This window comes from Halorubrum rarum, from assembly GCF_048380895.1.
Taxonomy (GTDB): domain Archaea; phylum Halobacteriota; class Halobacteria; order Halobacteriales; family Haloferacaceae; genus Halorubrum.
Window position 1 is genome coordinate 125782 of record NZ_JBLWMN010000006.1, and the last position, 26472, is coordinate 152253.

The 26472-nt window shown below is 67.4% G+C and carries 27 protein-coding genes, 1 tRNA gene and 1 pseudogene; 11 read left to right on the top strand and 18 right to left on the bottom strand.

Annotated elements, in window-relative coordinates; genetic code table 11:
- Positions 1-103 precede the first annotated feature (103 nt).
- The gene (locus tag ACNSN7_RS06450; RefSeq protein ID WP_418281453.1) at positions 104-1138 is read left to right on the top strand and encodes an ornithine cyclodeaminase family protein; all 1035 of its coding nucleotides are present in this window, start codon (positions 104-106) and stop codon (positions 1136-1138) included.
- Positions 1139-1180: 42 nt separating this feature from the next.
- Here the strand turns inward: ACNSN7_RS06450 and ACNSN7_RS06455 are convergent, their stop codons facing one another.
- Genes ACNSN7_RS06455 through pyrG form a run of 3 tightly spaced genes read right to left on the bottom strand, consistent with a single transcriptional unit; the run spans position 1181 to position 4104 of the window.
- Positions 1181-1531 (bottom strand): DUF7126 family protein, encoded by a 351-nt coding sequence (locus ACNSN7_RS06455; RefSeq protein ID WP_418281454.1) that lies wholly within the window; start codon positions 1529-1531, stop codon positions 1181-1183.
- Positions 1531-2448, bottom strand: coding sequence for a glutamine-hydrolyzing GMP synthase (guaA, locus tag ACNSN7_RS06460; protein WP_418281455.1), 918 nt, complete (start codon positions 2446-2448; stop codon positions 1531-1533). The genes ACNSN7_RS06455 and guaA overlap by 1 nt, the downstream gene beginning before the upstream one ends.
- Entirely contained in the window at positions 2449-4104 is a 1656-nt protein-coding gene (pyrG, locus tag ACNSN7_RS06465) for a CTP synthase (protein ID WP_418281456.1), read from the bottom strand. It abuts the gene before it with no gap.
- Between the two features lie 398 nt (positions 4105-4502).
- Here pyrG and ACNSN7_RS06470 point away from each other — a divergent pair, with 398 nt between their 5' ends.
- A complete protein-coding gene (locus ACNSN7_RS06470) occupies positions 4503-4991 on the top strand; it encodes an ester cyclase (protein ID WP_418281457.1) in 489 nt (162 codons plus the stop codon).
- Positions 4992-5063: 72 nt separating this feature from the next.
- On the opposite strand, the gene ACNSN7_RS06475 is transcribed toward ACNSN7_RS06470, so the two are convergent.
- Positions 5064-6221 (bottom strand): metal-dependent hydrolase family protein, encoded by a 1158-nt coding sequence (locus ACNSN7_RS06475; RefSeq protein ID WP_418281458.1) that lies wholly within the window; start codon positions 6219-6221, stop codon positions 5064-5066.
- Positions 6222-6345: 124 nt separating this feature from the next.
- On the opposite strand from ACNSN7_RS06475, the pseudogene ACNSN7_RS06480 reads away from it, so the two are divergent.
- Positions 6346-8064 (top strand): annotated as a pseudogene (locus ACNSN7_RS06480) (HVO_2922 family protein).
- A gap of 39 nt (positions 8065-8103) precedes the next feature.
- On the opposite strand, the gene rio1 reads toward ACNSN7_RS06480, so the two are convergent.
- Both rio1 and ACNSN7_RS06490 read right to left on the bottom strand, forming a co-directional pair.
- Positions 8104-9030: a serine/threonine-protein kinase Rio1 gene (gene rio1, locus ACNSN7_RS06485; RefSeq protein WP_418281459.1), complete on the bottom strand. Its 927-nt coding sequence runs from the start codon at positions 9028-9030 to the stop codon at positions 8104-8106.
- Between the two features lie 90 nt (positions 9031-9120).
- Positions 9121-9744 carry a methyltransferase domain-containing protein gene (locus ACNSN7_RS06490; RefSeq protein ID WP_418281460.1) on the bottom strand — a complete coding sequence of 208 codons (624 nt, stop codon included), beginning with the start codon at positions 9742-9744 and terminating at the stop codon, positions 9121-9123.
- A 153-nt stretch (positions 9745-9897) separates the two neighbouring features.
- Between ACNSN7_RS06490 and ACNSN7_RS06495 the strand changes: the two genes are divergently transcribed.
- Together ACNSN7_RS06495 and ACNSN7_RS06500 are read left to right on the top strand one after the other, a co-directional pair.
- Positions 9898-10593, top strand: a complete 696-nt coding sequence (locus tag ACNSN7_RS06495; RefSeq protein ID WP_418281461.1) for a DUF6663 family protein — start codon at positions 9898-9900, stop codon at positions 10591-10593.
- 131 nt (positions 10594-10724) lie between these two features.
- A complete protein-coding gene (locus tag ACNSN7_RS06500; protein ID WP_418281462.1) occupies positions 10725-11243 on the top strand; it encodes a DUF4442 domain-containing protein in 519 nt (172 codons plus the stop codon).
- Between the two features lie 61 nt (positions 11244-11304).
- Here ACNSN7_RS06500 and ACNSN7_RS06505 read toward each other — a convergent pair whose 3' ends face one another.
- From ACNSN7_RS06505 to ACNSN7_RS06515, 3 genes are all read right to left on the bottom strand, one after another.
- Positions 11305-12237, bottom strand: a complete 933-nt coding sequence (locus ACNSN7_RS06505; RefSeq protein WP_418281463.1) for an alpha/beta fold hydrolase — start codon at positions 12235-12237, stop codon at positions 11305-11307.
- 109 nt (positions 12238-12346) lie between these two features.
- Positions 12347-13492, bottom strand: coding sequence for a methylmalonyl Co-A mutase-associated GTPase MeaB (gene meaB, locus ACNSN7_RS06510; protein WP_418281464.1), 1146 nt, complete (start codon positions 13490-13492; stop codon positions 12347-12349).
- Positions 13493-13912: a cobalamin B12-binding domain-containing protein gene (locus ACNSN7_RS06515; RefSeq protein ID WP_418281465.1), complete on the bottom strand. Its 420-nt coding sequence runs from the start codon at positions 13910-13912 to the stop codon at positions 13493-13495.
- 114 nt (positions 13913-14026) lie between these two features.
- Here ACNSN7_RS06515 and ACNSN7_RS06520 point away from each other — a divergent pair, with 114 nt between their 5' ends.
- Positions 14027-14449: an RDD family protein gene (locus ACNSN7_RS06520; protein WP_418281466.1), complete on the top strand. Its 423-nt coding sequence runs from the start codon at positions 14027-14029 to the stop codon at positions 14447-14449.
- A gap of 27 nt (positions 14450-14476) precedes the next feature.
- On the opposite strand, the gene ACNSN7_RS06525 is transcribed toward ACNSN7_RS06520, so the two are convergent.
- A complete protein-coding gene (locus tag ACNSN7_RS06525; RefSeq protein ID WP_418281605.1) occupies positions 14477-15937 on the bottom strand; it encodes a D-aminoacyl-tRNA deacylase in 1461 nt (486 codons plus the stop codon).
- 75 nt (positions 15938-16012) lie between these two features.
- Positions 16013-16963 (bottom strand): calcium/sodium antiporter, encoded by a 951-nt coding sequence (locus tag ACNSN7_RS06530; RefSeq protein ID WP_418281467.1) that lies wholly within the window; start codon positions 16961-16963, stop codon positions 16013-16015.
- A 79-nt stretch (positions 16964-17042) separates the two neighbouring features.
- Here ACNSN7_RS06530 and ACNSN7_RS06535 point away from each other — a divergent pair, with 79 nt between their 5' ends.
- From ACNSN7_RS06535 to mtnP, 4 genes are all read left to right on the top strand, one after another.
- Positions 17043-17552 (top strand): metallophosphoesterase, encoded by a 510-nt coding sequence (locus tag ACNSN7_RS06535; RefSeq protein ID WP_418281468.1) that lies wholly within the window; start codon positions 17043-17045, stop codon positions 17550-17552.
- A 331-nt stretch (positions 17553-17883) separates the two neighbouring features.
- Positions 17884-18012 (top strand): DUF7859 family protein, encoded by a 129-nt coding sequence (locus tag ACNSN7_RS06540; RefSeq protein WP_418281469.1) that lies wholly within the window; start codon positions 17884-17886, stop codon positions 18010-18012.
- 2 nt (positions 18013-18014) lie between these two features.
- Positions 18015-19193 carry an inorganic phosphate transporter gene (locus tag ACNSN7_RS06545; RefSeq protein WP_418281470.1) on the top strand — a complete coding sequence of 393 codons (1179 nt, stop codon included), beginning with the start codon at positions 18015-18017 and terminating at the stop codon, positions 19191-19193.
- A gap of 116 nt (positions 19194-19309) precedes the next feature.
- Complete coding sequence (gene mtnP, locus ACNSN7_RS06550) at positions 19310-20176, top strand: S-methyl-5'-thioadenosine phosphorylase (protein ID WP_418281471.1); 867 nt, start codon at positions 19310-19312, stop codon at positions 20174-20176.
- A gap of 6 nt (positions 20177-20182) precedes the next feature.
- Here mtnP and ACNSN7_RS06555 read toward each other — a convergent pair whose 3' ends face one another.
- From ACNSN7_RS06555 to ACNSN7_RS06585, 7 genes are all read right to left on the bottom strand, one after another.
- Positions 20183-21688, bottom strand: a complete 1506-nt coding sequence (locus tag ACNSN7_RS06555) for an ATPase domain-containing protein (protein ID WP_418281472.1) — start codon at positions 21686-21688, stop codon at positions 20183-20185.
- Positions 21685-21831 carry a hypothetical protein gene (locus ACNSN7_RS06560; RefSeq protein WP_418281473.1) on the bottom strand — a complete coding sequence of 49 codons (147 nt, stop codon included), beginning with the start codon at positions 21829-21831 and terminating at the stop codon, positions 21685-21687. The genes ACNSN7_RS06555 and ACNSN7_RS06560 overlap by 4 nt, the downstream gene beginning before the upstream one ends.
- A complete protein-coding gene (locus ACNSN7_RS06565; protein ID WP_418281474.1) occupies positions 21824-24022 on the bottom strand; it encodes a PAS domain S-box protein in 2199 nt (732 codons plus the stop codon). The genes ACNSN7_RS06560 and ACNSN7_RS06565 overlap by 8 nt, the downstream gene beginning before the upstream one ends.
- A gap of 347 nt (positions 24023-24369) precedes the next feature.
- A complete protein-coding gene (locus ACNSN7_RS06570) occupies positions 24370-24537 on the bottom strand; it encodes a hypothetical protein (RefSeq protein WP_418281475.1) in 168 nt (55 codons plus the stop codon).
- 108 nt (positions 24538-24645) lie between these two features.
- Positions 24646-24727 (bottom strand) — tRNA-Ser (locus ACNSN7_RS06575).
- Positions 24728-24754: 27 nt separating this feature from the next.
- The gene (locus ACNSN7_RS06580) at positions 24755-25021 is read right to left on the bottom strand and encodes a DUF7981 family protein (protein WP_418281476.1); all 267 of its coding nucleotides are present in this window, start codon (positions 25019-25021) and stop codon (positions 24755-24757) included.
- Positions 25022-25402, bottom strand: coding sequence for a Rid family detoxifying hydrolase (locus ACNSN7_RS06585; RefSeq protein ID WP_418281477.1), 381 nt, complete (start codon positions 25400-25402; stop codon positions 25022-25024). It abuts the gene before it with no gap.
- Positions 25403-25455: 53 nt separating this feature from the next.
- Here ACNSN7_RS06585 and ACNSN7_RS06590 point away from each other — a divergent pair, with 53 nt between their 5' ends.
- Positions 25456-26454 carry a hypothetical protein gene (locus tag ACNSN7_RS06590; protein ID WP_418281478.1) on the top strand — a complete coding sequence of 333 codons (999 nt, stop codon included), beginning with the start codon at positions 25456-25458 and terminating at the stop codon, positions 26452-26454.
- The last annotated feature ends 18 nt before the right edge of the window (positions 26455-26472 follow it).

The window sequence follows — 26472 nt, forward strand, 5'->3', positions numbered from 1 at the left end:
GACCCGATTCGCGTATCGTCTCACGAACGAGCGCTTTTTCGAACTCGATCCGACAGCCACGCGTCTCACATGAATTAAATACCTCTGTGGCAAATATCGCGACATGCAGACGCTGCTTCTCAACGGCGACGATGTCGACGAGAACGCGCAGATGGACCGCGTCATCGACGCGGTCGCGGGTGCATTCACGGCCTACGAACGCGGCGACGTCCAGATGCCGCCGAAGTCGTACATCGACCTCCCCGAGTACAACGGTGACTTCCGGTCGATGCCGGCGTACATGCGGGTTCACGGCGACGACGCCGAGGACGTGGCGGGCTGGGACGCCGCCGGGATCAAGTGGGTGAACGTCCACACGGACAACCCCGCCGACCACGACCTCCCCACCGTGATGGGGACGATGATCTACTCCGACCCCGAGACCGCGTTCCCGCTGGCGATCATGGACGGAACGGAGCTGACGATGAAGCGGACGGGTGCGGCCGCCGCCGTCGCCACGGATCACCTCGCCGTCGCGGACGCGACCTCGCTCGGTATCGTCGGTGCGGGCGTCCAGTCGTACACCCAACTCGAAGCGATAGCCGAGGTCCGTCCCATCGAGGAGGTCGTCGTCAGCGACCTCGACGAGGAGAGAGTCGCCCGGTTCATCGACGCGTTCGAGGACCGCTTCGACGTCCGGGCGGGCTCGATATCCGAGGCCGGACACTGCGACGTGCTCTCGACGGTGACGCCCGTCGAGGACCCGATCGTCGGCCCCGAGGACGTGGGCGAGCACACCCACGTCAACGCGATGGGCGCGGACGCCGAGGGGAAACACGAGCTCGCCGATGACCTCCTCCTCGACGCGACCGTCGTCATCGACGACCACGAGCAGTGTACCCACTCCGGCGAGATCAACGTCCCCTACGCCGCGGGCACGCTCACTGACGACGACATCTACGGGGAGATCGGCGAGATCGTCGTCGGAGATCGCGCGGGACGCGTCGGCGTCGACGGCGACGACGGCATCACCGGCGTCACGGTGTTCGACTCGACGGGACTCGCCATTCAGGACGTGGCGGCCGCTCGCGTCGTGTACGAGTACGCCGACGACAACGACAACGGCTATCCGTTCGACCTGCTCGGTCTGGCCGAGTGAGTCGAGCCGGGACGGTTGCGTCCGCCGACCGCTCTCGACGTCTCAGGCGTTCTCTCCGTCTCCGACCAACTCCTCGGCGACGGTGGCGGCGGGTAACAGCGCCGGGTCGATCGCCAGGTCGGCGACGGCGGCGACGAACTCCGGAAGCGATCGGTCCGAGTACGTCACCGCGATCACGTCGGGGTTGCGGTCCTTCGCGACGGCGATGCCGGTCGCCTCCTCGACGTCGGTGACGACGAGGTAGTCCGCCTCGTCGATCCCCGCGGCCGCAAGCGCGCTCGTCGTGACCGGTCCGTCGATCCCGGTCACGTCGACGCCGAGCGCCTCCAGTGCCTCTCCGAGTCCGTGCTCGTCCGGGCCGGCGACGATCGCGGTCGTTCGATCTCCCGCCATCACTCGTACTCGATCGTCGCGGGCGGTTTGTGCGTGACGTCGTAGACGACGCGGGCGACGTTGTCGTTCTCGCCGGTGATCCGGCTCTGGATCCGCTGGAGCGTGTTCCAGTCGATCTCCTGAGCGCGCGCGGTCATCCCGTCGCGGCTCTCGACGGACCGGACCGCGACGACCCAGCCGTGGACCCGGTTGTCGCCCTTCACGCCCGTCGCCTTCCCGATCACGGCTCCGAACGCCTGCCACGGATCGTGGTCCTCCAACTCCTCCTCGACGACGTGGCAGGCCTCCCGGGCGACCTCGGCCTTCTCGCGGGTCACCTCGCCGACGACCCGCACGGCGAGTCCGGGTCCGGGGAACGGCATCCGCTCGGAGATGATCTCCTCTAACCCGAGCGCGCGAGCGACCTCGCGAACCTCGTCTTTGTACAGGTCACGGACCGGCTCGACGATCCCCTCGAAGTCGACGACCTCGGGGAGCCCGCCGACGTTGTGATGGGACTTGATGTTCCCCTCCGACTCGATCCGGTCGGGGTAGATCGTTCCCTGCACGAGGTAGTCGGCGTCGACCTCGTTGGCGACCGTCTCGAACTCGTCGATGAACCCTTCGCCGATGACGTGGCGTTTCTCCTCGGGGTCGGTGACGCCCGCCAGCCGGTCGAAGAATCGGTCCTGCGCCTCGACGACCCGGAGCGACTCCATGAAGGAGAACGTCTCGCGGATCTCCTCGGTCTCGCCTTTCCGCATCAGCCCGGTGTCGACGTACACGGGAGTCAGTTGGTCGCCGACCGCCTCGTACGCGAGCGTCGCCGCGACCGAGGAGTCGACGCCGCCCGATAGCGCGATGACCGCGTTCGCGTCGCCGATCGTCTCGCGGATCTCCGATATCGCCTCGTCGATGAACTCGTCCGTCTCGACCATTTATAGGGTCACGTTCGCGTCGCGTTCGGTTGTGTCCGTCGATTCTAACGCCGCCTCGACGAGGGCGACGAACGGTGGGCTCGCCCGGTCCGGGCGAGAGCGGAACTCGGGGTGCGCCTGCGTCCCGAGGAAGAACGGGTGATCGTCGCGTTCGAGGATCTCCATTCGGTTGTCCGCCCGTCCCGAAAAGTGGAGTCCGTCGACCTCCAGCTCGTCGATGTACTCGGGGTTCACCTCGTAGCGGTGGCGATGTCGCTCGGTACACGAGTCGGCACCGTACACCTCGGCTGCGAGCGTGCCCGGTTCGATAGCCGTCTCGTGGGCACCGAGCCGCATCGTTCCGCCCATCTCCTCGGTCTCGTACTGGTCGGGAAGCAGGTCGATGACCGGGTACGGCGTGTCGGGATCGAGCTCGGCGGAGTGGGCGTCGGTCATCCCCAGTACGTTGCGCGCGTGCTCGACGACCGCCATCTGGAAGCCCAAACAGAGCCCCAAGAAGGGGACGTCGTTCTCGCGGGCGTGGCGGATCGCCTCGATCTTCCCGTCCGTACCGCGGGAACCGAACCCGCCGGGGACGACGACGGCGTCCGCGCTCGCGAGCCGCTCCTTGTGGTGGTCGCGGGTCTCGTCGGCGTCGACCCACTGGACGTTCACCTCCGTCTCCGTGTGGATCCCCGCGTGTTTCAGCGCCTCGTGGATCGACATGTACGCGTCTTCGAGGGCGTACTTGCCCACGAGCGCGACGTCGATCTCCGCATCTCGCTCGCGGGTGACGAGCTCTCGCCACTCCGTCGACCGTTCCGCCTTCGGGAGCGCCTCGTCGGCGATATCGAGCCGTTCCATCACGTACTCGTCTAACCCCTCGTCCTCGACCATCAGCGGGACGTGGTAGATGTCCTCGACGTCGGGATTCGAGAAGACGGCGTCGGTCGCCACGTCACAAAAGAGCGCGATCTTCTCTTTCGTCTCCGGTTCGAGCTCCTCCGCACAACGTCCGACCAGAACGTCCGGCTGGAGCCCGATCGAGCGAAGCTCCTTGACGGAGTGTTGGGTGGGCTTCGTCTTCTGCTCGCCGTTCTTCGAGTAGGGGACGAGCGTGACGTGCGTAAAGAGGATGTCCTCGGGGTCCTCCTCGTGGGCGAACTGTCGAAGCGCCTCGAGGAACGGCATCGACTCGATGTCGCCGACCGTCCCGCCGATCTCGATCAGACAGACGTCGCTGCCCTCGGCGGCCTCGCGGATGCGCCGCTTGATGTCGTCGGTGACGTGGGGAATGATCTGGACGGTCTTCCCGAGGTAGTCGCCGGCGCGCTCGCGCTCGATGACGTGCTGGTAGGTTTTCCCCGTGGTAACGTTGTGATCGAAGGTCATGTCCGCCCCCAGGAACCGCTCGTAGTTCCCCAGGTCGAGGTCGACCTCCCCCCCGTCTTTGAGCACGTACACCTCGCCGTGCTCGTAGGGGTTCATCGTTCCGGCGTCGACGTTGAGGTACGGGTCCACCTTCACGGCGGTCACGTCGAAGCCCGCGTTCGCGAGGAGTCGGCCGGTGCTGGCGGCGGTGATGCCCTTCCCCAACCCGGACATGACGCCCCCCGTTACGAACACGAACTTTCGACCCAGTGATGGATCGTACCCCGTATCGGGATCCGTCGGCATACCGACCGTCCGTCAGGCCTCGGCAAAACCGTTTCGGAGGGGCGGCCGGTAGTGAACGCGTGTCACGAACCGAACTGAGCTGACGGACGATCGAACATTCACCGTCATCGCGTGATTCGAATGCGACAGTCGTTGCGCTCTCGGTCCCTGTCGTGGCGCTCTTCGCTCTCCCGCGTGAGTGCCGCTCGGGGATCCGGTCCCGGTCGAATTCGGTCCCGCTCGGGGATCCGGTCCCGGTCGAATTCGGTCCCGCTCGGGGATCCGGTCCCGGTCGAATTCGGTCCCGCTCGGGGATCCGGTCCCGGTCGGATTCAGTCGTATCGCCACAGATCGGCGACGTGATAGCATCTCTCCTGCGATCCTTATCTCCTCACGGAACCTTCATTATCGTACACACCATGACTGCTCAAACCACCGTCAACCCGAACCGTGAACTCGCCGAACTCGCGTTCTCGGAGGTCCTCAACGGTCACGACCTCGAACGCATCCCCGACTACTACGCCGCCGACTGTCAGTATCACGGAATGATCGGTCCGGAGGCGATCGACAGCGACGAGTACGGCTCGTTCCTCTCGATGTACTTCGATGCGTTCCCGGACCTCTCGTTCGACATCGACGAGATCGTTACCGAAGCCGACGTCGCCGCCGTCCGGTGGACCGCTCGTGGGACACACGAGGGGAGTCTCATGGACATCCCCGCCACCGGCGAAGCGGTAACCGTCACCGGCATGTCCTTCCTTCACATCGAGGACGGAGAGATCAGTAGGGTTCACAGCAACCAGGACATGCTCGGCCTGCTCCGGCAACTCGACGCGATTCCGGACTCTCCCCGGAAGATCGTTCGGCTTCTGGCGGGCCAGATGAAACGCCGACTCACCCGCCGCTGACGTCTCATCGACGTCGCCGTCTCCCTCCGACCGGTCTCACCGTCAGATCGATCGTCACCGTCAGATCGATCGTCACCGTCCGACGACTCGGTCGCCGTCGACGAACACCGATTCGGGGTCGCGCCACGCCTCGACGGTCTCGTTGGGGTCGTCGTCGAGGACGACGAGATCCGCGCGATACCCCTCCCTGACCCGGCCGACGTCGTCGATCCCGAGGAGGTCGGCTCCGTTGACCGTGGCGGCCTCGAACGCTTCCGCCGGCGAGAGACCGTACTCGACCATGTACGCCAACTCGCCGGGGATCTTCTCGAAGAAGTTGAACGGTGTTCCGGCGTCGGTTCCCATCGCGATGGGGACGCCGGCGTCGAGCGCGTGCTCCCACGCGCCGCCGAAGCGCTCGGCCGCGTCCTCCGCTTTCGCGACTGCGTCCGCGGGGATACCGGCCTCGACGCCGTTGTCGACGATCCCGTGGAGCGCGCTCGCGGTCGGCACCCAGTAGGTGCCCTTCTCGGCCATCAGCCGGGCGGCCTCCGCGTCCATGAACGTCCCGTGTTCGATGCTCGTGATACCCGCGCGAACGGCGTTTTTGATCCCCCGTTCTCCGTGTGCGTGTGCCGCCGTCGGCGTGTCGGTCGGCGCGGCGGCGTCGGTGAACGCCGAGAGCTCCTCGGGAGTGAGCTCGGGCGCGCCCGTCACCGCGCCCTCGGTGAGCACGCCGCCGGTCGCCATACACTTGAGCACGTCCGCGCCGTCCTTCAGCTGTTCGCGGGCGGCCTTCCGGACCTCCGCGGGACCGTCGGCCTCGCGACCGAACCAGTTGCCGTGTCCGCCGGTCATGATCACGTTGCGTCCGCAGGCGACCACCCGTGGGCCGTCGAGGACTCCGTCCGCGACCGCCGCCGCGGCGTCGAGCGCGAGCGTCCCCCGCGCACCGAGGTCTCGGACCGTGGTGACGCCCGCGGCGACGGCCGCCTCGAGGTTCCGTGCGGTGCGGTAGCTCGCGGTGTAGTCGCTCTCGGAGACCGCGCTGGCGACGTCGGGGCGTCCGTCCATCATCAGGTGGACGTGTGCGTCGATCAGCCCCGGCGCGACGACCTTCCCCGAGACGTCCGTGCTCGTGTCTCCCCGTCCGATGTCGCCGACTGCGACGATCTCACCGTCCTCGATCGCGACGTCGGCCTCGCGTGTCCCGTCCACGTCGGCCACGCGACCGCCACTCAGTACGTGCATACGCCAGAAGGGACCGAACCGGAGGTAAAGGGTTGGATCGCGGAAGTCAACGAGACGACGGATGGATCCGCGAACGTGGTACGCTCCCTCACTTATAAGTATGCGGACGTGTCTTTATAAGAATATGGCAGATACGAAACCAACTGGAACGCTCGCGGAGCTGTACGAGGGGCGGATCGGCGAACCGACGACCGACGACGAGGTGCGGGGGTACTGGCTGTTCTCGTTGGGGGTGTTGATCGGTGTCCTCGGTGTCGTCCTGTTCGCGCTCACTGCACCGCGAACGTCCGCGCGTGCGATCGGGTATGCCCTCGTCGCCCTGTCGCCGCCGCTCGTGATGATCGGCGCGATCGTCCGATTCCCGCTGCGGCGGTCCGCGACGACGCTCGCGGCGCTCGGCGGACTGTTGACGCTCGCCGCGGTCGTCTACTTCCTCGTCGTCTTCCCCGACGGCTGGTCGCGTTCGACCGGGAACGGCGTCGTCAACGCACTGTACGCGGCCGGAGTCGTCGTGATCGGGCTCGCGGGAGCGATCGTCCCGCTCGTAACCGACCCCGTGCGAGCCGACTACGAGCGGATGCAGACGTCCTCGGCCGCGGCGGAGTCCGCTCGCGAGGAGACGGAAGCCGAGCTCGCGGAGGCGGAAACGGAGCTGGCGGCGATGGAGGTGGAGCTTGACGCGGCCGCCGAGGACCTCTCCGAGTCGGCGGCGCGTGCCGAGGAGCTCGACGCCGAACTGGCGGCCGTCCGGGCGGAGATCGAGTCGCTCCGGACGAGCAAAGCCCGGTTCGAGCTGTTCGAGGACCGCGCCGGCAAGGCGCGCTGGCGGCTCCGCCACCGCAACGGGAACGTCATCGCGACCGCCGGACAGGGGTACAGCAGCCGCGGGAAGGCACAACAGGGACTCCACAGCGTGAAACGGAACGCGCTCGGAGCGGGACTGCTGCGTATCGAGACCTCGCCCGAGGAGGCGGACGCGATCGCCGCCGACGACGGTCCCGAACCCGAGGACGCGGACGAGCCGGACGTCGCCGTCCCGAGCGACGACGAGGCGCTCGCGAGCATGGCGACCTTCGAGCTGTTCGAGGACTCGGCGGGCGAGTGGCGCTGGCGACTTCGCCACGACAACGGCAACGTCATCGGCGACTCCGGCGAGGGGTACGCCTCGAAGTCGAACGCGAAGCGGGCGCTCGCTCGGGTCCGCGAGCACGTCGCCGCCGCGGACTACCTCCGGGTCGATCCGGCCGCCTTCGAGATGTTTCAGGACCGGGCGGGCGAGTGGCGCTGGCGGTTGATCCACGAGAACGGCAACATACTCGCCGACTCCGGGGAGGGCTACTCCTCGCGGTCGAAGGCTCGACAGGGCCTCGAAAGCGTCCGGTCGAACGTCGCGGACGCCGACGTCGACGAGCAGTAACCGGCCGTCCGTCGGGTGCCGCCCGACGCGTACATTTATGATCTATCCGACTAATGTGCGTGTCGTATGAGCGCGACCTTCGAGCTGTACGAGGACAAGGCGGGCGAGTATCGCTGGCGGCTCCGCCACTCGAACGGGAACATCATCGCGGACTCCGGTGAGGGGTACGCCTCGAAGAGCGGGGCGAGGGACGCCATCGAACGCGTCCGCGACTACGGTCCCGACGCGGACGTCCTCGACGTCGGGAACGCCGCCTTCGAGATCTATGCGGACGCGGCCGACGAGTGGCGCTGGCGGCTCCGTCACCGGAACGGAAACATCATCGCGGACTCCGGTGAGGGGTACGCCTCCCGATCGAACGCCGTCGACGCCGTCACCGGCGTCAAGCGGAACGCGCCCGGTGCGGGAGCCGAGACGGCGGAGTGACGGCCGTCTCGGTGCGAGCCGGAGCCGAGGAATCGCGGCTCACTCGTTGACCGATTCGGGGTCGTCGGTCGGATCCGACTCCGGCTGGGTGACGTACGCCCGGAGGTCGTCGCCGTCGACGTCGATCCCCTGACGACTGAAGAAGGCGGCAACGTTCTCGCAGTCGCGATCGAGGAACTCCCCGGCGTTCGGGTGGTGGACGGTGACCGCCTGTCCCAGATCGATGACGACGAGTTCGCCCTCGTGGATTATCATGTTGTACTCCGACAGATCGCCGTGGATCAGGCCCGCACGGAACAGTCGTCGCATGTACTCGCGGACGACCTCGTAGGCGGTTTCGGGATTCTCGACGGTCACCTCCGAGAGCCGCCGCGCACGGTCGTCGGCGTGGCCGACCAGCTCCATCACGAGGACGTTCCGCTGGACGGCGATCGGCTCGGGGACGCGCACGCCCGCCTTGCGCGCGCGCTTGAGGTTCGCGTACTCCTTTTTCGTCCACGCCAACACGACCGCCTTCTTGTCGTTCGCGATCCCCTCGAAGCGGGGGTCACCCTCGAGATACTCGCGCATGTGGCGGAAGTTCGAGGAGTTGATCCGGTACACCTTCACCGCGACCTCCCGCGCCCGCTCGTCGGCCGCGGCGGCCGACCCCGGCTCCGGTCGTTCGCCGGCTTCTCCGCCGAGCGCCTCGAACACGTTCGCCTCCTTCCCCGTCGAGATGGGGCCGCCGAACGCGTCGACGTACCCGTCCTGGACGAGCTTGTACACGGCAGCGAGGGTCGCGTCGTCGAACACCGACTCCTGGAGTTTGAACCGCTCGGTGTCTTTTACCCGCTTGCGGAACTCGTCGAACTCCCGGTCCTGCCGGCGGGCGATCCGGTCGGCTTCCGTGTCGGAGACGTCAAGCTCCTCCCACTCGTCGCCCGGACTCTCCTCGGGTTCGAGCAGTACGAACTCCTCGCTCATTCGGTTCGACGTTCGCCCGCGTGACGTATAAGCGAGCGGGTCGGCCGGCCACCCTCGCGACCGGCTCCGTCCCGCGGGCGACGCGACCGGCTACTCCTCGGGGACCTGCGCGACGGTCGTGATCGCGCGGGGGCTCCGCGGCGTCGCGCGCTGGATGTGGTGTTCGAACTCCTCGTACCCCGCCTCGGCGAACATCCGGTCGCCCTCCTCCTCGTCGTAGAACAGCATTATCGCGTCCGCAACCCGCTGGAGGACGCGGTTGTGCGGGTAGTCGGGGCCGACGACGAGCACCTGCCCCCCCGGCTTCGCGACGCGGCGCATCTCGGCGAGCCCGTCGACCGGGTTCGGCCAGTACTCGATCGAGCCGGACGACCAGACGACGTCGAACGAGTCGTCGCGGAAGGGGAGTCGCTCGGCGTCGCCGCGATAGAAGCGCACCCGATCCCGTTTGCCGAACTTCTCGAACGCCTTCTCCATCTGGTGGACGCTCTGATCGAGCCCGTGGACGTCGTCGGCGTGTTCGAGCAGCCCCTCGGTGCCGAAGCCGGTACCGCAGCCCACGTCGAGTACCCTGTCGTCGTCGCCGAACTCCAGCCAGGAGAGCGCCTCCGTGCGCATCTCCTCCGTCCAGTTGAACCGGTTCACCCGGTCGTACACCTTCGAGAGGTACTTGTAGAACAGCCGGGCGTTCGACTTGTCCTCGAGGATCCCCATTTACCGCTCGGTTGGACTGCCCGCCCCATAACGACACGGATCCGCCTCGCGTATCCGACCGCCGGTCCACCTCGCGTATCCGACCGCCGATCCGCCTCGCGTATCCGACCGCCGATCCGCCTCGCTTATCCGACCGCCGGCCGATCCGCTCGTATGCACCCGACGACGAGCGGTCGGTTCCGCGTTCACGACCGTCGTCCGCGCCCGGACGTGGCGGACGACGCGCCCGACGAGTTCGTCCTCGTCGAACTCCCGTCGGAGCCGATCGACCCGACCGCGCCGGAGGCCGCGGACGTGTACGACCCGCTGTACGTCCTCGCGGACGGATACGACGCCGACCTCGCGGTCCGGATCGAAACGCTCGAGCCCGGCGTCGTCGTCGACGCGACGCTCGTGTGGGACGACGGCACCGCCCGCTTTTCGGAGCTCTCCGTCGTCCGCGAGAGCCGGTTCCGGTTCGCCGCCGACGTCGAAGGGATGTTCGAGGCGGCCGTCGAGACGTGGAGAGACGTCCGCGCGGCCGGCGAGTCGATGGGATCGATCACGACCCGATCGAACGACGGCGACCCGAACGGCGCGCTGTACCTGTTCGCCGACGGACCCGGAAGCGAGACCTTCGAGGATCTGCGGGCCGGCCGGGTCCCGATCGAGCCGCTCATCGCCCGCGTCAACGCCGAGCGCGGCGTGGAGCCACGAGCGGTGTTCGTGCTCCGGCCGGTCGATCACGAGTTCGTCGCCGTTCACGTCGTGTTCGACCGTGACGGCGTCCTCGCGCGGACGATCCGCGACACCTACGACCTCGAGAGCGGACTCGCGTCCCGACTCCCGTCCGAGGACGACGCGGAGTGATCGGCACCTCACCCTCGTCCTGTGACCGTCCCGTCACCGCTCACGGGGCGGTCGTCGCATCCACCGAACAACCGACGGCTCGTTGTCACCGGTTCCGACACGCGTTTCACTCCCGAGGCGAGTGAACGACCGTGGCAGACACGCCGACCGGTATCGACCGCGACCCGGACCCGAGACCGCTGCGAGCGGACCCGCCGGACGAGAGCCGCCGCACGCGGCTGTGGCGGTTCGCCTACAACGTCTTCCCCGCCTACCGAGGAACCGGCGCACGGGTCGTCCACATCGGTGGAAACTGGCAGTACGTTCGCGTACGGATCCCGTACAACTGGCGGACGCGAAACCTCCTCGGAGCGATCTTCGGAGGGAGCCTCTACGGCGCGGTCGACCCGGTGTACATGACCCTGCTTCGCCGTAACCTCGGCGACGCGTTCACGGTGTGGGACAAGTCGGCGGCGATCGAGTTCCTCCGGCCCGGGCGAGAGACGCTGTACGCCGAGTTCGCCGTCGACGACGAGGAAGTAGCCGAGATCCGTCGCTCGCTCGACCCCGGTGAGTCGACCGACCGGGAGTATCTCGTGTCGATCGTCGACGACGAGGGAACGGTGTACGCGGCCTGTCGGAAGACGCTGTACGTCCGACGGGACGAGTAGCCACGAGTCGCTGAACCGGCTGTGCTACTACGGCGCGCCGCTCAGGCGGTCGCGCCGGCGATCAGGCGGTCGCGCCGGCGATCAAACTCTCGCGAACGGTTTCCAGGAAGCGGTTCGGGTGTTCGACGTGCGGGAGCAGTCGTGCGCGATCGAAGACGACGAGCCGAGCGTCGGAGGCGTCCGCGAGTTCGCGTCCGTCGGATAGCGGACTCACATCGGCCTCTCGCCCCCAGACGATCGTCGGTGGGACGTCGAGGTCCGCGAGCGCGGCCGCCAGATCGAGGTCGCTGTTGAGGTAGCCGGAGACGAACGAGGCGGGCGCGAACCGGGCGTTCTCGACGTGGCTGGTGCGCCACTCGTAGTCGATCCAGTCGTCCGTGGCGCTGTTCGGGTCGTAGTAGCCGTGGTCCGCGTTGAAGTACCGGATCGACGGCTTCGAGGCGATCAGGTTGAACAGCGCGGTGCCGACGAGCGGCGACCGGAGCAACTCCAGCAGCCACGGCTTCGGTGGGCTCGGTCCGGCGGTCGTCGTCGGACAGACGCCGACGAACCCCGAGAGCTCGACGTCGTCCGCGGCCGCGGCGTAGGCGGCGGACAGCGACGACGCGACGACGGCGGGGTCGTCGAACGCCGCGAGGAAGTCGCGGACGAAGTCCTCGTACAGCGCGGCGGAGTACCTGACTGGCGGTCGGTCGGAGCGCCCGTAGCCGGGCAGGTCCGGCGCGACGACGTGGTAGTCGGCGGTCAGATCGCCGAACACCTCGCGCCACTCGCCCGAGGAGCCCGCCGCGTTGATCCCGTGCAGTAGGACGAGATCCGGGTCGTCGGGATCCCCGCCCTCGGTGTAGGCGACGTCGATCCCGCGCCAGCGGAACGTTCGTTGGTCGCCGGTCAGTGGCGACTCGAGCGTTCCGTCGTACCGAAGCCCGCTGTTCGCGCCCGCGACCGCGCCGACGCCGAGGAGGGCCGCCCCTGCGAGGCTCGTGAGTCTCATGGTAACCTGTTGTCCCGCTGGCGACTTATAGCTCGTGGAGCACAGCGAGTCTCGGAGGCCGCTCCCCGTCGCTTGCCGGCGTCATCCCGATTTCGGGGGCTGCTCTCGGTCACTCCTCGTCGGTGGCGTCGTCCGTCCGACCGGCCGCAGCGCCCTCGGTCACGCCGTCGACGCATGCCGCGATCGGGGCGATCACCTCGCTCGCGACCGTGTACGGGTCCGTCTCGCGCCGTCGAACGCGCTCCGCGAGCGCCTCCACGCCGCCGCGCCGCTCCAGTTCCGTGGTCGCGAGCTCGCCGATCTCCGACCGCACCAGCGTTCGGATCTCCTCGGCGTAGCGTCGTCGCTGCCGTCGCGTCGACTCTCCGGACGCCCGCAGGTGCGCTTCGTGTGCCTCGAACGTCTCGATGAGTTCGTCGATACCCTCTCCCGTCGTCGCGACGCTCCGGAGCACCGCCGGCGTCCACGAGTCGTCGTTCCAGCCATCCTTCTCCCCGGCGTCCCGGTCGCTCTCACCGGCGTCGTCCGGATGATCGGGCGTCTCGACGCCGTGATGGCCGGTGTCGAGTCCCGCCGTGGGACTCTCGCGTCTGTGAACCATCTCCTCTAACTCCGCGAGGGTTCGCTCCGCGCCGTCCATGTCCGCCTTGTTGACGACGAACACGTCGCCGATCTCCAGGATCCCGGCCTTCAGCGTCTGGACGTCGTCGCCCGATCCGGGCTGGACGAGGACCGCGACGGTGTCGGCGGTGCGGACGACGTCGACCTCGTTCTGTCCGGCCCCGACCGTCTCGATGATGACCACGTCCTTGCCGAACGCGTCGAGCGCTTTCACTGCGTCCGCGGTCGCCATCGAGAGCCCGCCGAGCTGTCCGCGCGCGCTCATCGAGCGGAAGAACACCTCCATATCGCCGACGTTCGACGCCATCCGGATCCGGTCTCCGAGCACTGCACCGCCCGTGTACGGCGAGGACGGATCGACCGCGACGACCCCGACCGTGTCGCCGCGCTCGCGGTACGCGGCAGCGAGCTTGTCGACGAGCGTCGACTTGCCCGCACCGGGCGCGCCCGTGATCCCGATCACCCGTGCCGATCCGGTGTGTGCGTGCAGCGCGGCGACGAGCTCGCGGTACCCCGGCGACCGGTTCTCGATGCGCGTGATTACACGGGCCAGCGCCCGCTGGCTCCCTCCGAGAAGCTCCTCGACCAGATCGATCGACTCGCCGGTATCCGAACCGCTCGACTCCGCGACCATCTACGTGCGCTCCGGGACGTTCGCCCGGATGAACTCGATCGTCTCCGCCATCGGCGTGCCGGGGCCGAACACCTCGGCGACGCCCAACTCCTTCAACGTCGCCTCGTCGTCGGCGGGAACGATCCCGCCGACGAGCACGAGGGTGTCCTCGAACGCGTCGTACTGTTTGAGCCCCTCGATCACCTTCGGGACGAGCGTGTTGTGTGCCCCCGAGAGGATCGAGATCCCCAGCACGTCGACGTCCTCCTGTACCGCCGCCTGGACGATCTCGTCGGGTGCGCGGTGGAGCCCCGAGTAGACCACCTCGAAGCCGGCGTCCCGGAACGCCCGCGCGATCACGTGCGCCCCCCTGTCGTGCCCGTCCAGTCCGACCTTCGCGACCAGACAGCGGATCGTCCGTTCCTCCGGTTCGGCGCTCATACCCGAAACTGCGTCGCCGCACCGTTTGATTCTAACGGACGATAGGGTAGGTCTCAGCCGGCGGCCGATCCCTTCAACCACCTTTTTATATCATCGCGAATTGATGTCCCGTCCATGGAACGTCCACGCCCACGGTTGGGCACCCACACGGAGACGCTGTTGCCCCGGATCGGTGCGTTCATTATCGACATCGTGCTCGTCGGGATCGCGCTCGGCATCGTCGTCGGTGCGATCTCCCTCGTGAGCGACACGCTCGGGGTGTTGTTCGCGGGACTGTCGACGATCGCCTTCTTCGCGTACTTCATCTACATGGAGGGAACATACGGCCAGACGATCGGCAAGCGACTGCTCGGCATCGTCGTCATCACCGAGGACGGCGGCGACTGCGACATGCGCGCGGCCGCGATCCGGAACGTCCTCCGGATCGTCGACGGCGCGTTCGGCTACCTCGTCGGACTCGTCGTCATCCTGCTCACCGACGACGACCAGCGCGTGGGCGACCTGGTCGGTGACACCGTCGTCGCCCGCGTCGAGTAGTCACGAGGGCGCGACTAACGGACGCGACTACTTCGCCCCAGTCGAGTCCGGCCCGTCGATCGGGAACCGGTCCTCGGTCGTCCGACTCACGTCGTCGGGTGCGATCGTCTCGCCGTCGACCTCGACGGCCTCGCCGCCGGAGAGCCGACCGAACGCCGGCCCCTCGGGGACGCCCCGCTCGGCCGCGAGAGCCGGATCGAACGCCTCGACGCGTGCGATCACCGCGTCGTCCGTGACGGTCACCTCGTCGTAGGCCGCCTCCAGCACCGCCGCGAGGTCGGCGACGAGGTCGACGGCGTCGGGTCGGCCCGGTCGATCCGAGGCGAACGCGCAGCCCCCGGCCGCCCGCGTTCCGGCCTGTTCGGTCTCGAACGCGACCGCACTGGCCTCGACCGCGGTACGCGTCGCGTCCGCGTCGACTCCCTGTGCCCTCGCCAGCAGCTCGGCGGGAAGCTCCCGCACGACGAACGGACCGTGGTCCCCATCCGCGTCCCGAACCGGATCCGGGACGACGTCGCCGAACCGAAGTCCGTCGTCGACCGGGCGGAGCGCGTCCTCCACCGCATCGACGAGCGCCAGCGGACGATCCCCGACCTCGCGGATCCACGTCTCGCTCACGACTCGGTGTCCGAGCCCCTCGATCACCGAGCGAAGCGCCGGTCGATCGCCCTCGATCACGGCGTGGGCAGCCCCGCTCCGCTCGAACGCGCGATCGATGACCGCCCGGTTCGCGTCGGGCGAACCCAACGCCGCGAGCCCCCAGTCGGCACCGACGTGCCCCACCGCCCACTCGGTGTCGCGGACGATCCGCGTGAACCGCGGTGCGTAGTGGCCGCCGCCGAACCCGACGACGTGTCGCGCCCGACCATCGGAACCGATCAGGTCGGGACTCGTCCCGCGGAGGTCGAGAACCGCTCGCGCGACCGCCCGGGCGGCATCCGGGTCCTCCCACTGGGGCGTGTCGGAGCCGAGCTCGACGAAAAGCGAGGGGACGGAGACGGCCGTGGGGCCGTGATGGGTGCACTCGATGCCGACGTCGTACCCCTCGGGCGCGTGGTCGTCGAGCGCCTCGACGACTCGCTTCTCGGTGCCGGGTGCGGCGCGCGCGAACTCGTCGGGCTCGCCGCCGTACTCCGCGGGTCCGAAGTTGCCGGTGACGTGGGCGGTCAACAGCGCGCCGGTGTCTCCCGAGTGCCGCGAGACGAACACGAGCGCATCCGGCTCTCCACCGTCGTCGCGGTTCGCGTCGTGATCTCCGTCCCCGTCGGTGCTGCCGTCGCCGCCGAACGCGGTGGCGGGGTCGTCGAGGTGGATGTGGAGGTCGTCGAACGTCCGGAGTTCGAAGCCGTCCGTGCGGTAGTACGTTCCGCCGCCCTCGCCGTCGGGGCGCGTGCGGTCCTCGTGTCGGTCCCACGCAGCGAGCTCGAGGAGGTGCTCGCCGATGTGCTCGGAGGCGTGATCCGCTCGACTGACGACGATCGCTATCACTGCAGGACGGTGGGTCATGCGGGTCCGAATAGTCGTCGGTTCGCGACGAGCGCGGTTCCGGGTGCGGATCAACGCTCACGGCAACAGCAGGTACACGAAGGCGACGTAGGCGATGACGAGGATCGCGCCGTCGACGCGGGAGAGCCGTCTCCCGCGATACATCAGCCCGACGAGAAGCAGGGTGAACGCGACGAGTGCGGGGAACTCGAACGCCCGAACGCTCGCGGCGATCTCGACGGGCGTGATCAGCGCGAGGATCCCGATCACGGCGAGGACGTTGTAGATGTTCGATCCGACGACGTTGCCGACGCTGAAACTCGCCTCGTCGCGGACGGCAGCGACGACGCTGGCGGCGAGCTCGGGGAGTGAGGTCCCGATCGCGAGAACGGTGAGCCCGATGAACAGGTCAGAGAACCCCGCGGCCGCGAGAAGCTCTCGACCGCCCTCGATCAGCCATCGCGATCCGACGACCAAGGCGACGATCCCGCCGAGGACGGTCGCGACGTCTCGGGGGGTCGCGTTCGGCATCTCCTCGCGTTCGGCCGCCGTGATCCCCGACTGCGTCCGCGTGATCCGTCGCAACACGACGAGCGTGAACCCGACGAGCACCGCGAGGAGGACGCCGCCCTCGGTCGCCGCGAGCCGCCCGTCCCAGCCGAGCGCGACGAGGAGGAACGCCGCCAACACCATGAACGGGACGTGTCGTTCCAACACCGTGTCCGAGACGTCGAGCGGTCGGATCAGGGCGGCAACGCCGAGCACGAGACCGACGTTGGCGATGTTCGAGCCGACGATCGCACCGAGTCCGATGTCCGTCGAAACGGTGAGCGCACCGAGCACGGCGACGAACAGCTCCGGTGCGGTCGTCGCGAACGCGACGACGGTGACACCGACCGTCGACGCCTTGAGCCCGATCGCAAGCGCGAGCTTGGCGGCCCCTTTCACCAGGAGCTCGGCACCGATATACAGGAGGCCGATCCCCACGGCAAGCAACAGGAGTTCGGTGACCGGTGACCCGAGAGGCACGCTCGTTGGTTCACGTCGTTCGGTCAAAAGCGCCGCGGTAGGACCGGCGGTTTAAGAGGTCCGCCACCGGAGTGCCGGTATGCTCGTCGTCGTCTCCGACACACACAGCACCGAGGGACATCGACTGCGCGGGCGGACCTACTCGGCGGTGCGGGAGGCGGAGCTCGTGATCCACGCGGGAGACTTCTATCGAGAGCCGGTGCTCGACGCCTTCTCCGACGAGGCACGGAGTTTGCGGGCGGTGTACGGGAACAACGCGGATCGACCGATCCGCGATCGACTGCCGGAGCACCGCGTCGTCGAGTACGGCGGGGCGCGGTTCGCGGTGACTCACCGGCACCGGAGCGGGGACACGGGACTGCTCATGTTCGGTCGGGAGCGGGACGCCGATGTCGTAATCCACGGCCACAGCCACGCACCGCGGTTCGACGGCTCCGGGGACGTCGCGCTTTTGAACCCGGGCAGCCACGCCCAACCGCGCGGAAATCGACCAGCACACGCCGAGTTGGAGCCGGTGCCCGACGGGCTGGCGGGTCGACTCGTCACACCCGACGGCGACGTCTTCGAGGAGTTCCGGATCGAACCGTAATGGACCGTGCTCGGTACGACCGATGGATCGCCGTACGGGGGCCGGTGATCGGTCGCGACACCCCGTTCGCGTCTCTCGGCGGGACGTCCGGAGGAGCACGCTCTCGCGGCGAGCGTGCGGGACGGATCGGGAACTGAGTCGGTGGACGAGAACTGAGTCGGTGGAGGGCCGAAGCGGGGGTCGCAGTCGTCCCTTTCGCTGCGGACAGCTTATACGTGGGGAAGGCACAAACGTCGATTTGAGTCATCGACCGATCCACCCCACGTACCCGGGGCGACCCGCACCGGAGAGCCGTCGAAACGCCTAACACGATGCCGACGGAACCGGGGGTATGGTTTCGATCGATCCGCTCGTGGCCCTCCTCCTCGTGGGCCTACTGGGGTTGTTCTTCTTCGGCTATCTCCTCGTACGCCGTACCCTCCTGGGACTCCGTGAGGGATACGAGGACGGCAAGCGATAGCGATGGTCGCCGTCACGATCCTCACGTTTCTCGTTGCCGGGCTTGCGAGCCTGTTCATGGCGTGGTCGATCGGTGCGGGATCGTCCGGTTCGACGCCGTTCGCGCCCGCCGTCGGTGCGAACGCCATCTCGGTCATGCGCGCCGGCCTCGTCGTCGGCGTGCTCGGCTTTTTCGGGGCCGTCCTGCAGGGAGCGAACGTCACCGAGGCGGTCGGGACTGAGCTGATCGGTGGAATGACGCTCACTGCGGGTGCCGCGATCGTCGCGCTGCTCACCGCGGCGGGGCTCGTCGCTATCGGCGTGTTCGCCGGCTACCCGATCGCGACCGCGTTCACGGTCACCGGCGCGGTCGTCGGTGTCGGTCTCGCGATGGGCGGGGATCCGGTGTGGCCGAAGTACGTGGAGATCCTCGCGCTGTGGCTGCTCACTCCGTTCGTCGGCGGCGGTGTCGCGTACGCCGTCGCGCGGGCGTTGATCGGCGATCGGCTCCCGGAGCGAGCGCTCACCGCGGTGCTCGCCGGGCTCGTCGGCGTCATCCTCGCGAACGTCGGGTTCGCACTGCTCGGTCCGGCCGGCGAACAGGCGTCAGTCGCCGAGGCGCTCGCGCTCGGACTCGATGCGCCCGGACCGCTCGGTGTCGTCGCCGTCACGGTCGCGTTCGCGGCGCTCATCGCCGCGGCCGTGTTCGCCGACATCGGACGGGACCGCGAGGGCGCACAGCGACGATTCCTCCTCGCGATGGGCGGACTTGTCGCGTTCTCCGCCGGCGGTTCGCAGGTCGGCCTCGCGATCGGCCCGCTGGTTCCGATCTTCGGCGACGTCGGGGTCCCGCTGTGGGCGCTGCTCGTCGGCGGCGGCGTCGGACTGCTCGCGGGGTCGTGGACGGGCGCGCCCCGAATGATCAAGGCGATCGCACAGGACTACGCCTCGATGGGGCCGCGACGGTCCATCGCTGCCCTCATCCCGTCGTTCGCGATCGCACAGACCGCCGTCGCGTTCGGGATCCCGGTCTCGTTCAACGAGATCATCGTCTCGGCGATCGTCGGTGCGGGGTACGCGGCCGGCGACGCAGGGGTGAGCCGCGCGAAGATGGGATACACCGTGCTTGCGTGGATCGCCTCGCTCGTGGGATCGCTCGCGATCGGATACGGCGCGTACTGGACGGTGTCGCTGGCGTTGTGAGCCACTCGCCCGCGCCGGAACAGTCGCCGTGCTGAACGACTCGCCTGCGGGCTGCGATCGGCCCCACCCGACCTCGGTTCATTCCTTATAAGTACCGAGCGACCGGAGTCACGGACATGTCCACGATCGGATTCATCGGCGGCAGCGGTATCTACGAGGCGCTCCCGCTGAACGACGTTCGCGAGGTCGAGTTCGACACCCCGTACGGGGAGCCGAGCGACGCCGTGACGATCGGCGAGTTCGCGGACACCGGCCGCGACGTCGCGTTCCTTCCCCGTCACGGGAGCGATCACGGGGTCTCCCCGACGGACCTCCCGTACCGCGCCAACATGTACGCACTCAAAAAGGCGGGGGTGACCCACGTGTTCGCGTCGAACGCGGTCGGGAGCTTGCGGGAGGAGCTGGAGCCGGGCACGCTCGTGGTCCCCGACCAGATCTTCGACCGCACGAGCAACCGCGACCTCTCCTTTTACGGCGACGGCGTCGTCGTCCACCAGCCGTTCGCCGACCCGTATAGCCCGGAACTCGTCGACCACCTGACGGCGGCCGCGAGCGCGACGACGACCGACGACACGAACGTGGTGAACGGCGGCACGTACGTCTGTATCGAGGGGCCACAGTACTCGACGCGCGCCGAGTCGGAGTTCTACAGGGCACAGGGGTGGGACGTCGTCGGCATGACGGCGATCCCCGAAGCGAAGCTCGCTCGCGAGGCGGAGATCGCGTACGCGACGATCGCGGGCGTCACCGACTACGACGTCTGGAAGGCGGACAGCGAGGTGACTCTCGCGGAGGTACTGGAGAACGCGGAGCGGAACCAAGCGGCGATCAAAGCCGCCATCGAGGAGGCCGTTCGGACGCTTCCGGACGACCACACCTGCGAGGCGCACACCGCGCTCGAGGGAACGATCAACACGCCGACGGACGCGATTCCGGAGGCGACCCGCGAGCGCGTCGACCTGCTTTTGGGCGAGTACTTGTAACCGCCCTCAGTCGGTACGCGATGGGGGTTCTTCGTCGGTCCATCGCGGCGTACCACTCAAGATGCCCTGGACCCCGGCGAGCGGCTCGCCGACGGTGATCCCGTGTTCGGTGATCTCGAACTCGCGAAGCGTCCGCTCGAAGTCACTGGTTCGCATCTTGAGGACGCCGATGAGCTTCCGCATCTCGCCCCGGAGCTCGAGGTGACGGAGGAAGACGATGTTGTCCGCGAGATAGCTGATCCCGCTGTTGGTAGCTTGAAACTCTCCCGTGATGTTCGCGACCTCCTCGACCATGATCACGGTCACGCCCATGTTCTTCAGATAGCGACCGAGCGTGTGGAGCTGCCTGACGAGCTCGTCGTCCGATCCGCGTAATGAGAGCTTGTAGCCGGACACACCGTCGATCATCACGACCTCGGTCCCCTTCGATTCGACCTCGCGACGGACCATGTCGGCGAACTCTTGGGGTGAGGTCGACAGCGCTTCGACCTCCTCGACGTGCAGCGTCCCTCGTTCGCGCATCTCCGTGACGGGGATGTCGATGGCCTCCGACCGGCGCATGAACGTCCCCTCGGTTTCCTCGAACAGATACATCACCGAGCGCTCTCCCCGCTCCGCCGCTTCCTTCATGAACTGCGTGCCGGTCGTCGTTTTACCGACGCCGGTCGGTCCGGTGATGACCGAGACGGTGCCGCGATCGAGCCCGCCGTCCAGCAACGCGTCCATCTCGGGGACCCCGGACGATATCGGTTCGTCGATGAACTCCTGTCCGTACTCGTCCGGATGGAGCTCCGGATACACGACGAGCCCCTCGTCGGTGATCGCCACCGAGTGATCGCCGCTTCTGGTCGCCGACCCTCGGAACTTCGGGACGCTGATCGTTCGGCCCGTCGAGCCGTATCCGAGCTCGATCGTGCCGTCGCTCATGAACTGCAGGTCGTCGTCGGGGGTCGCATCGGTCGCCTGCGTCGTGAACAACACGGTCGCGCCCTGTTCGCTGAGCAGCCGCATGAACGACAGCGACTGTTTGCGGAACTGGTACTCGTCGTTCGCGACGTACCGGAGCTGGCTGATCGGATCGACGAACACCCGATCCGGTTCGAGCGACGTCACTCGATCCGCGATCGCATCGATCGTTGGATCGCGTTCGACCTCGCTGGACTCGAAGATGTCGTATCCGCGGTCGCCCGCGAAGAAGTCGGACGTCGGGCTCAGATCGAGAAAGTGGATCCCGTCGGTGTCGAACCCGAGCGTGGACGCGTTCTGTTCGATGTCCGCGGTGGTCTCTTCGAGATTGATGTACAGCACCGTCTCGTCGCGTTCGACCCCGTCAGTCAGGAAGTGGAGCCCGAGGATCGTCTTTCCCGTTCCCGGCCGGCCGCGAACGAGATAGCTTCGCTCGGGGACGAGCCCCCCGTGCAGTATGCTGTCGAGACCCTCGACGCCGGTCGTGCAGCGTTCCGTCCGTCGCGTCGCGTCCGCCGCGGGTCGTGAGTGGGTGTCGTCCGTCATTGTTTGGTGATGTCCGTGTTCTCTCCGGAGTGAACCGTAACCGTTCCGCTCGTCGCGCCCGTCACACGGCAGTTGCCGTTCATCGCGGTCTCTCTGACGGCCTGCTTCGCGACCGGCGCGAACCGCTTTCGCCCCTCAGTCATCGGTCGCCACCACGGCCTCGTCTCCGACGAACTCGTCCGGCTCGACCGTCGGCAGATTCAGGCTCACGGACGCACCCCGTCCGTCGCGGTCCGAGAGCATCAGTTCGCCGCCGGCACTCGTCACGATCCAGTGGACGGCCCAGAGGCCGAGGCCGTTCCCGTGTTCGAGCTGCGTCTCCTCACCCTGTTGGAGGACCATCCGTTGTTCCTCCGGAACGCCGGGGCCGTCGTCCTCGACCGTGACGGTGATCCAACCCGCGTTCGCGGGATCGGTCTCGACGACGATCCGAACGCTCGGCTCGCGGCGATCGCTGTGGGTGACCGCGTTCTCACACAGCTCGCGGAGCGCCCGCTTCAACTGGACCGTCCCGGCCACGAACGCCTCGGTCTCCACGGTCACGTCGACCTCGGCGCGGGGATACTCCTCCCGTACCGACCGTCCGACCCGTTCGGCGACACCCGTGACGGAAACCGGTTCGTGGGCGTCGTGCGCACGCGCGTCTTTCGACAGTTCCCGTGCCGTCTCGCTCAGATCGAGGAGGTCGTCGATGGCTCGTGCTCCCGTCCGTACGAGGCCGTCCGACACCCCTTGTTCGGTCGACCGCGCCCGCTCGACGACGCCCTGAACGATGTTCAGTTTGTTTCGGAGGTTGTGCCGGAGGACGCGGTTGAGAACTTGTAGCTGTTGGTCGCGCCGTTTCTGCTCGGTGACGTCGGTGTACACGACGTACGCACCGAGGTTCGATCCGTTCCGTTGGATCGGTACGACGCGGATGAGGAACTCACGTCGGCCGGTTTCGGTGTCGCGACGCCCCTCTATCTCCGACGACTCCCCGGCCAACGCTCGTCGAATGAACGAGAGCGACTGTGACCGTTCGTCGGGGGGAACGACGAGCTCCGGGAGCGACTCGCCGCGGACCTCCGCGGCGTCGTATCCGAACACGCGCTCGAACGCCGGGTTGGCGTCGCGGATCCGTGGGGTCTTCTCGTCGAACGTGACGTCCACGATGCAGTCGGTCGTGTTCTCGAAGAGGCCGCTGAGATACTCTTTCCGTTCGTTCAGTGTCTGTTCGCGCTGGGCTCGAGTGAGCGCTGCCGCGACGTTCGTGGCGAGGATGCCGACGTGTTCGAGATCGGCGGCGGTGAACGCGTCCGGCTCGGTCACACCGATGCTCAAGACCCCGTGGTCTCCGAGCGGCAGATACATCACGCTCCTGATCGGATCGTACTCGAGAGGCGTGTCCTCGCAGCGGATGTCGTCGATGACGACTCGCTCTCCGCGATCGTACGCGCTTCCGACGACGCTCTCGCCGACCTCGTAGGCTACTGGCTCCGAGCCCAGCAGTTCGTACGCCTCGTCGGTCGCCGCCACGAGCTCGAGCGTCTCGGGTTCCGTCCCCTCGTCGAGGAGTCGGACGCCGGAGATGTCGTACCCGAACACCCGCGTCACGGCGATCACTGCGACGTCGGCGATCGCCCGTGGCGTCGGTGCCGCCATCAGCTCGGTCGTGACGTCGTGGAGGTTGTCGAGCACCCGACGCTGTTCGGTGCGCGTCGTGACGTCGCGGATGCTGGCCAACATGTGCGGACGACCGTCGACGTCGACCGTCGCTGCCGAGATCTCGACGTCCAAGCACTCACCGCCCTTCGTCCGGCAGCACAACGCGTCGGTCCATCCGTGTCCGTTCCGGAGGACGGTGGTATGGAACGCTCGAAACGCCGAGCGCTCTCCGTCGTGTATCTCTATCGGCGTGGTCGAGTGAAGCTCGTCCTGGGTGTAGCCGAGCAGCTCGCAGGCCTGTGGATTACACTCGCGGATCGTCTTTCCGTCCGGCTCGATGATGACGATCGCGTCGTTCGACGCCTCGAATATCTTGCGGAACAGGTCACGCTGTTGGTCGAGCTCGTCCGACAGTCGCGTGGATAGTTCGCGGCGTTCGAGCAGGTTCGTGAGACGGTTGTGGAGAACCGCCTTCTTCGTCGGGACCGACACGATCTCGTCGACGAGATCCCAGACGCGATCTCGTGTGTCACGCTGGCTCGCGGTGGTCGACACCAACAGGAACGGGAGGAACTCCGGTTGGCTCCGTGCTTTGAGCGCCTGTAACGCGTCGAGATGCTTCTCGAGCGCCCGTTCGTCGACGATGCAGAGATCGAACTCCGAGTCGTCCGAGAATCGACCGTCCGGCACGACCACCTCGTACCGTGACGACAACCACTCACGCAAGCGGGTACGGTTCTCCGCATGACCCACACAGATCGCGATCCGAGCGGATTCCCGTTGCTGTCCGACGAATATCGGGACAGCGTCGTCTTCGCGTTGGAACCCGCTCATGCGTGTGTTCACCTCGCTAAAGGTCTGTCACAACGTTGATTCGTTTACTCTTAAGGATGATGGCCTAAATACCGATACTGATATCTCACTTCATCGATCCGTCTCCGACCCGACCGTACACGATCGGGTATGAACACGGCACAGTTGATACGATCACGGCACGGACGACCGCGATCGGCTGAACAGTGATCCGCCTCGAGCGGTTACCCGTCGAGCTCGTCGAGGTCGACGAGATACTCCGTGTCGACGTCGTCCGTACTCGGCTCCGGCGGTTCGTCGGCGGCTTCGAGCTCCCGCTCGTTGAGGCGGCTCTCGAGCTGACGGCGCTTGTTCCTGCCTTTCCGCTCGCGGCCCGATTTCGTGTCTGGCATCGCTAGTCGTGTTAACAGTACCCATACTTATGAAGCTTGTGTCACCGGGGATGTCGGTCGGTCGGCGGTTCGTCGACGCCGCCGCTCGTCGGATGATGCATCGAAAAACGCCAGGAGAGGGATTTGAACCCCCGATCCCGGAAGGGAACACGCTTTCCAGGCGTGCGCCTTACCACTCGGCCATCCTGGCTCAGATGGACGTAATTCGCTGGGACTGTTAAGTCCTTCTCTTCGACCCTATCCGGTGCTCCGTGAGGTAGGTGAGACCGCCTGACACCGCGGTGACGCCGACCGCAACGACGAACAGCCACGCGTACGGAACGGGGAGATCCCCGCCGAGCAGGAGGTACCCCTGTGCGAGCACGAGGAACGCGAACCCGCCGACGACGCCCCACAGCGTCGCGGACTTCGCACGGGCTCGTTTCGTCGCCGGGACGCCGGGCGGATCGGGCGTCGATCCGCCCGCCTCGTTCGTCGACGACATCTACTCGAGCGTCGCGACGGCCTCGATCTCGACGCCGGCACCCTTCGGGAGCGCGCCCGCCTCCACGGCCGAACGGGCCGGTGGGGACTCCTCGAAGTAGCCGGCATACGCCTCGTTCATCTCCTCGAAATCGTCGATGTCGGCGAGGAACACGGTCGTTTTGAGCACGTCGGTCGGCTTCGCGCCGGCCTCGGCGAGCACCGCGAGGAGGTTGTCGAGCGCCTGCTCGGTCTGCTCGGCGATCGGCGCGTCGGCGCGGAGGTCGCCGTCGGGCGTCAACGCGATCTGTCCCGCGGTAAAGACCAACTCCCCGTTCGTCGCCGCCTGGCTGTACGCGCCGACCGCTTCGGGAGCCGCGTCCGTGTTGACGGTCTCTTTCATGCTCGGATCCCTGCCGTGCGAGTACTTAATCCTGTCCGGGGTCCTGTTCGACCATGGGAACCGTCAGGAAGTTCGTCAGGACGTGGATCGTCGGCCGGATGCTGCTCCGGAACCCCGTCGCGTTCGTCGCCATCTGGCTCGTGAACCGACTCCGGCGCGGACACCGGACCGCCAGCGAGGTGCCGCTCTCCACGCTCCGCGCTCGCGGTCGAGTGGGCGCGGACTTCCTCGATCGACGCGGGCTCGTCGACGAAAACGCGCCACAACCCACGGGCGAGATCGACGACCTCGACGCGTTTGCTCGCTCGAACGCGGAACCCTCCGACCGCGGATCCGACGGAAGCGACGGAAGCGACGGTGCGGGCGACGGGTTCGATCCGGCGGCGGTCGACGATCGCGTGCGGGAGTTCTGTGAACACACCGCGGCGTACCGGCTCGTCTACCGGGTCCGGTGGGGTCGGGGGTTTCGGCTCGGCGCACGGCTCGCGAGCCGGCTGACGAGTCGGATCGAACAGTTGAACCTCCCCGGCACGGACGTCGGCTGGCGTCGACTGCACAGCCGCTTCGTCGCGGTCGACCTTCCCGACGATACGCGGGACGGGGTCCGCGGCTGGGTCCGAACCGCCGACTGCGGTGACTGCGTGTTCCTCGCCCTGTACGGAACGTACGAGCACGACCCGGACGAGGTCGATCGCGGCGAGCGGTTCGTCAACGTCGCCGTCCCCCTGCCCGGCTGTACGCTCTCGACGGTGCTTCGCCCGCGAAACGTCGCCCGGCCGGACCGGGGACCGTTCGGTCGGCTCGCGAAGCGCTTCGGACGCGGCGTCGGCTCCGAGGACGTCACTGGCGGCGGGATCGAGTGGACGACCGCCGGCGGCGGACATCCGGGGCTGTACCTCCGGTTCCCGTGGGTCGCGTTCCGCCTGCCGGTCTCACAGCGCTTTCGCGTTCTCCCCGCCGGACCCGATGACTCCGGACAGCTCCATGCGACCCACGAGATGTGGCTGTTCGGGATACGGTTCCTCCGGATCGACTACCGGATGGAACGGTGAGCAGTCCCCGTGATCGCG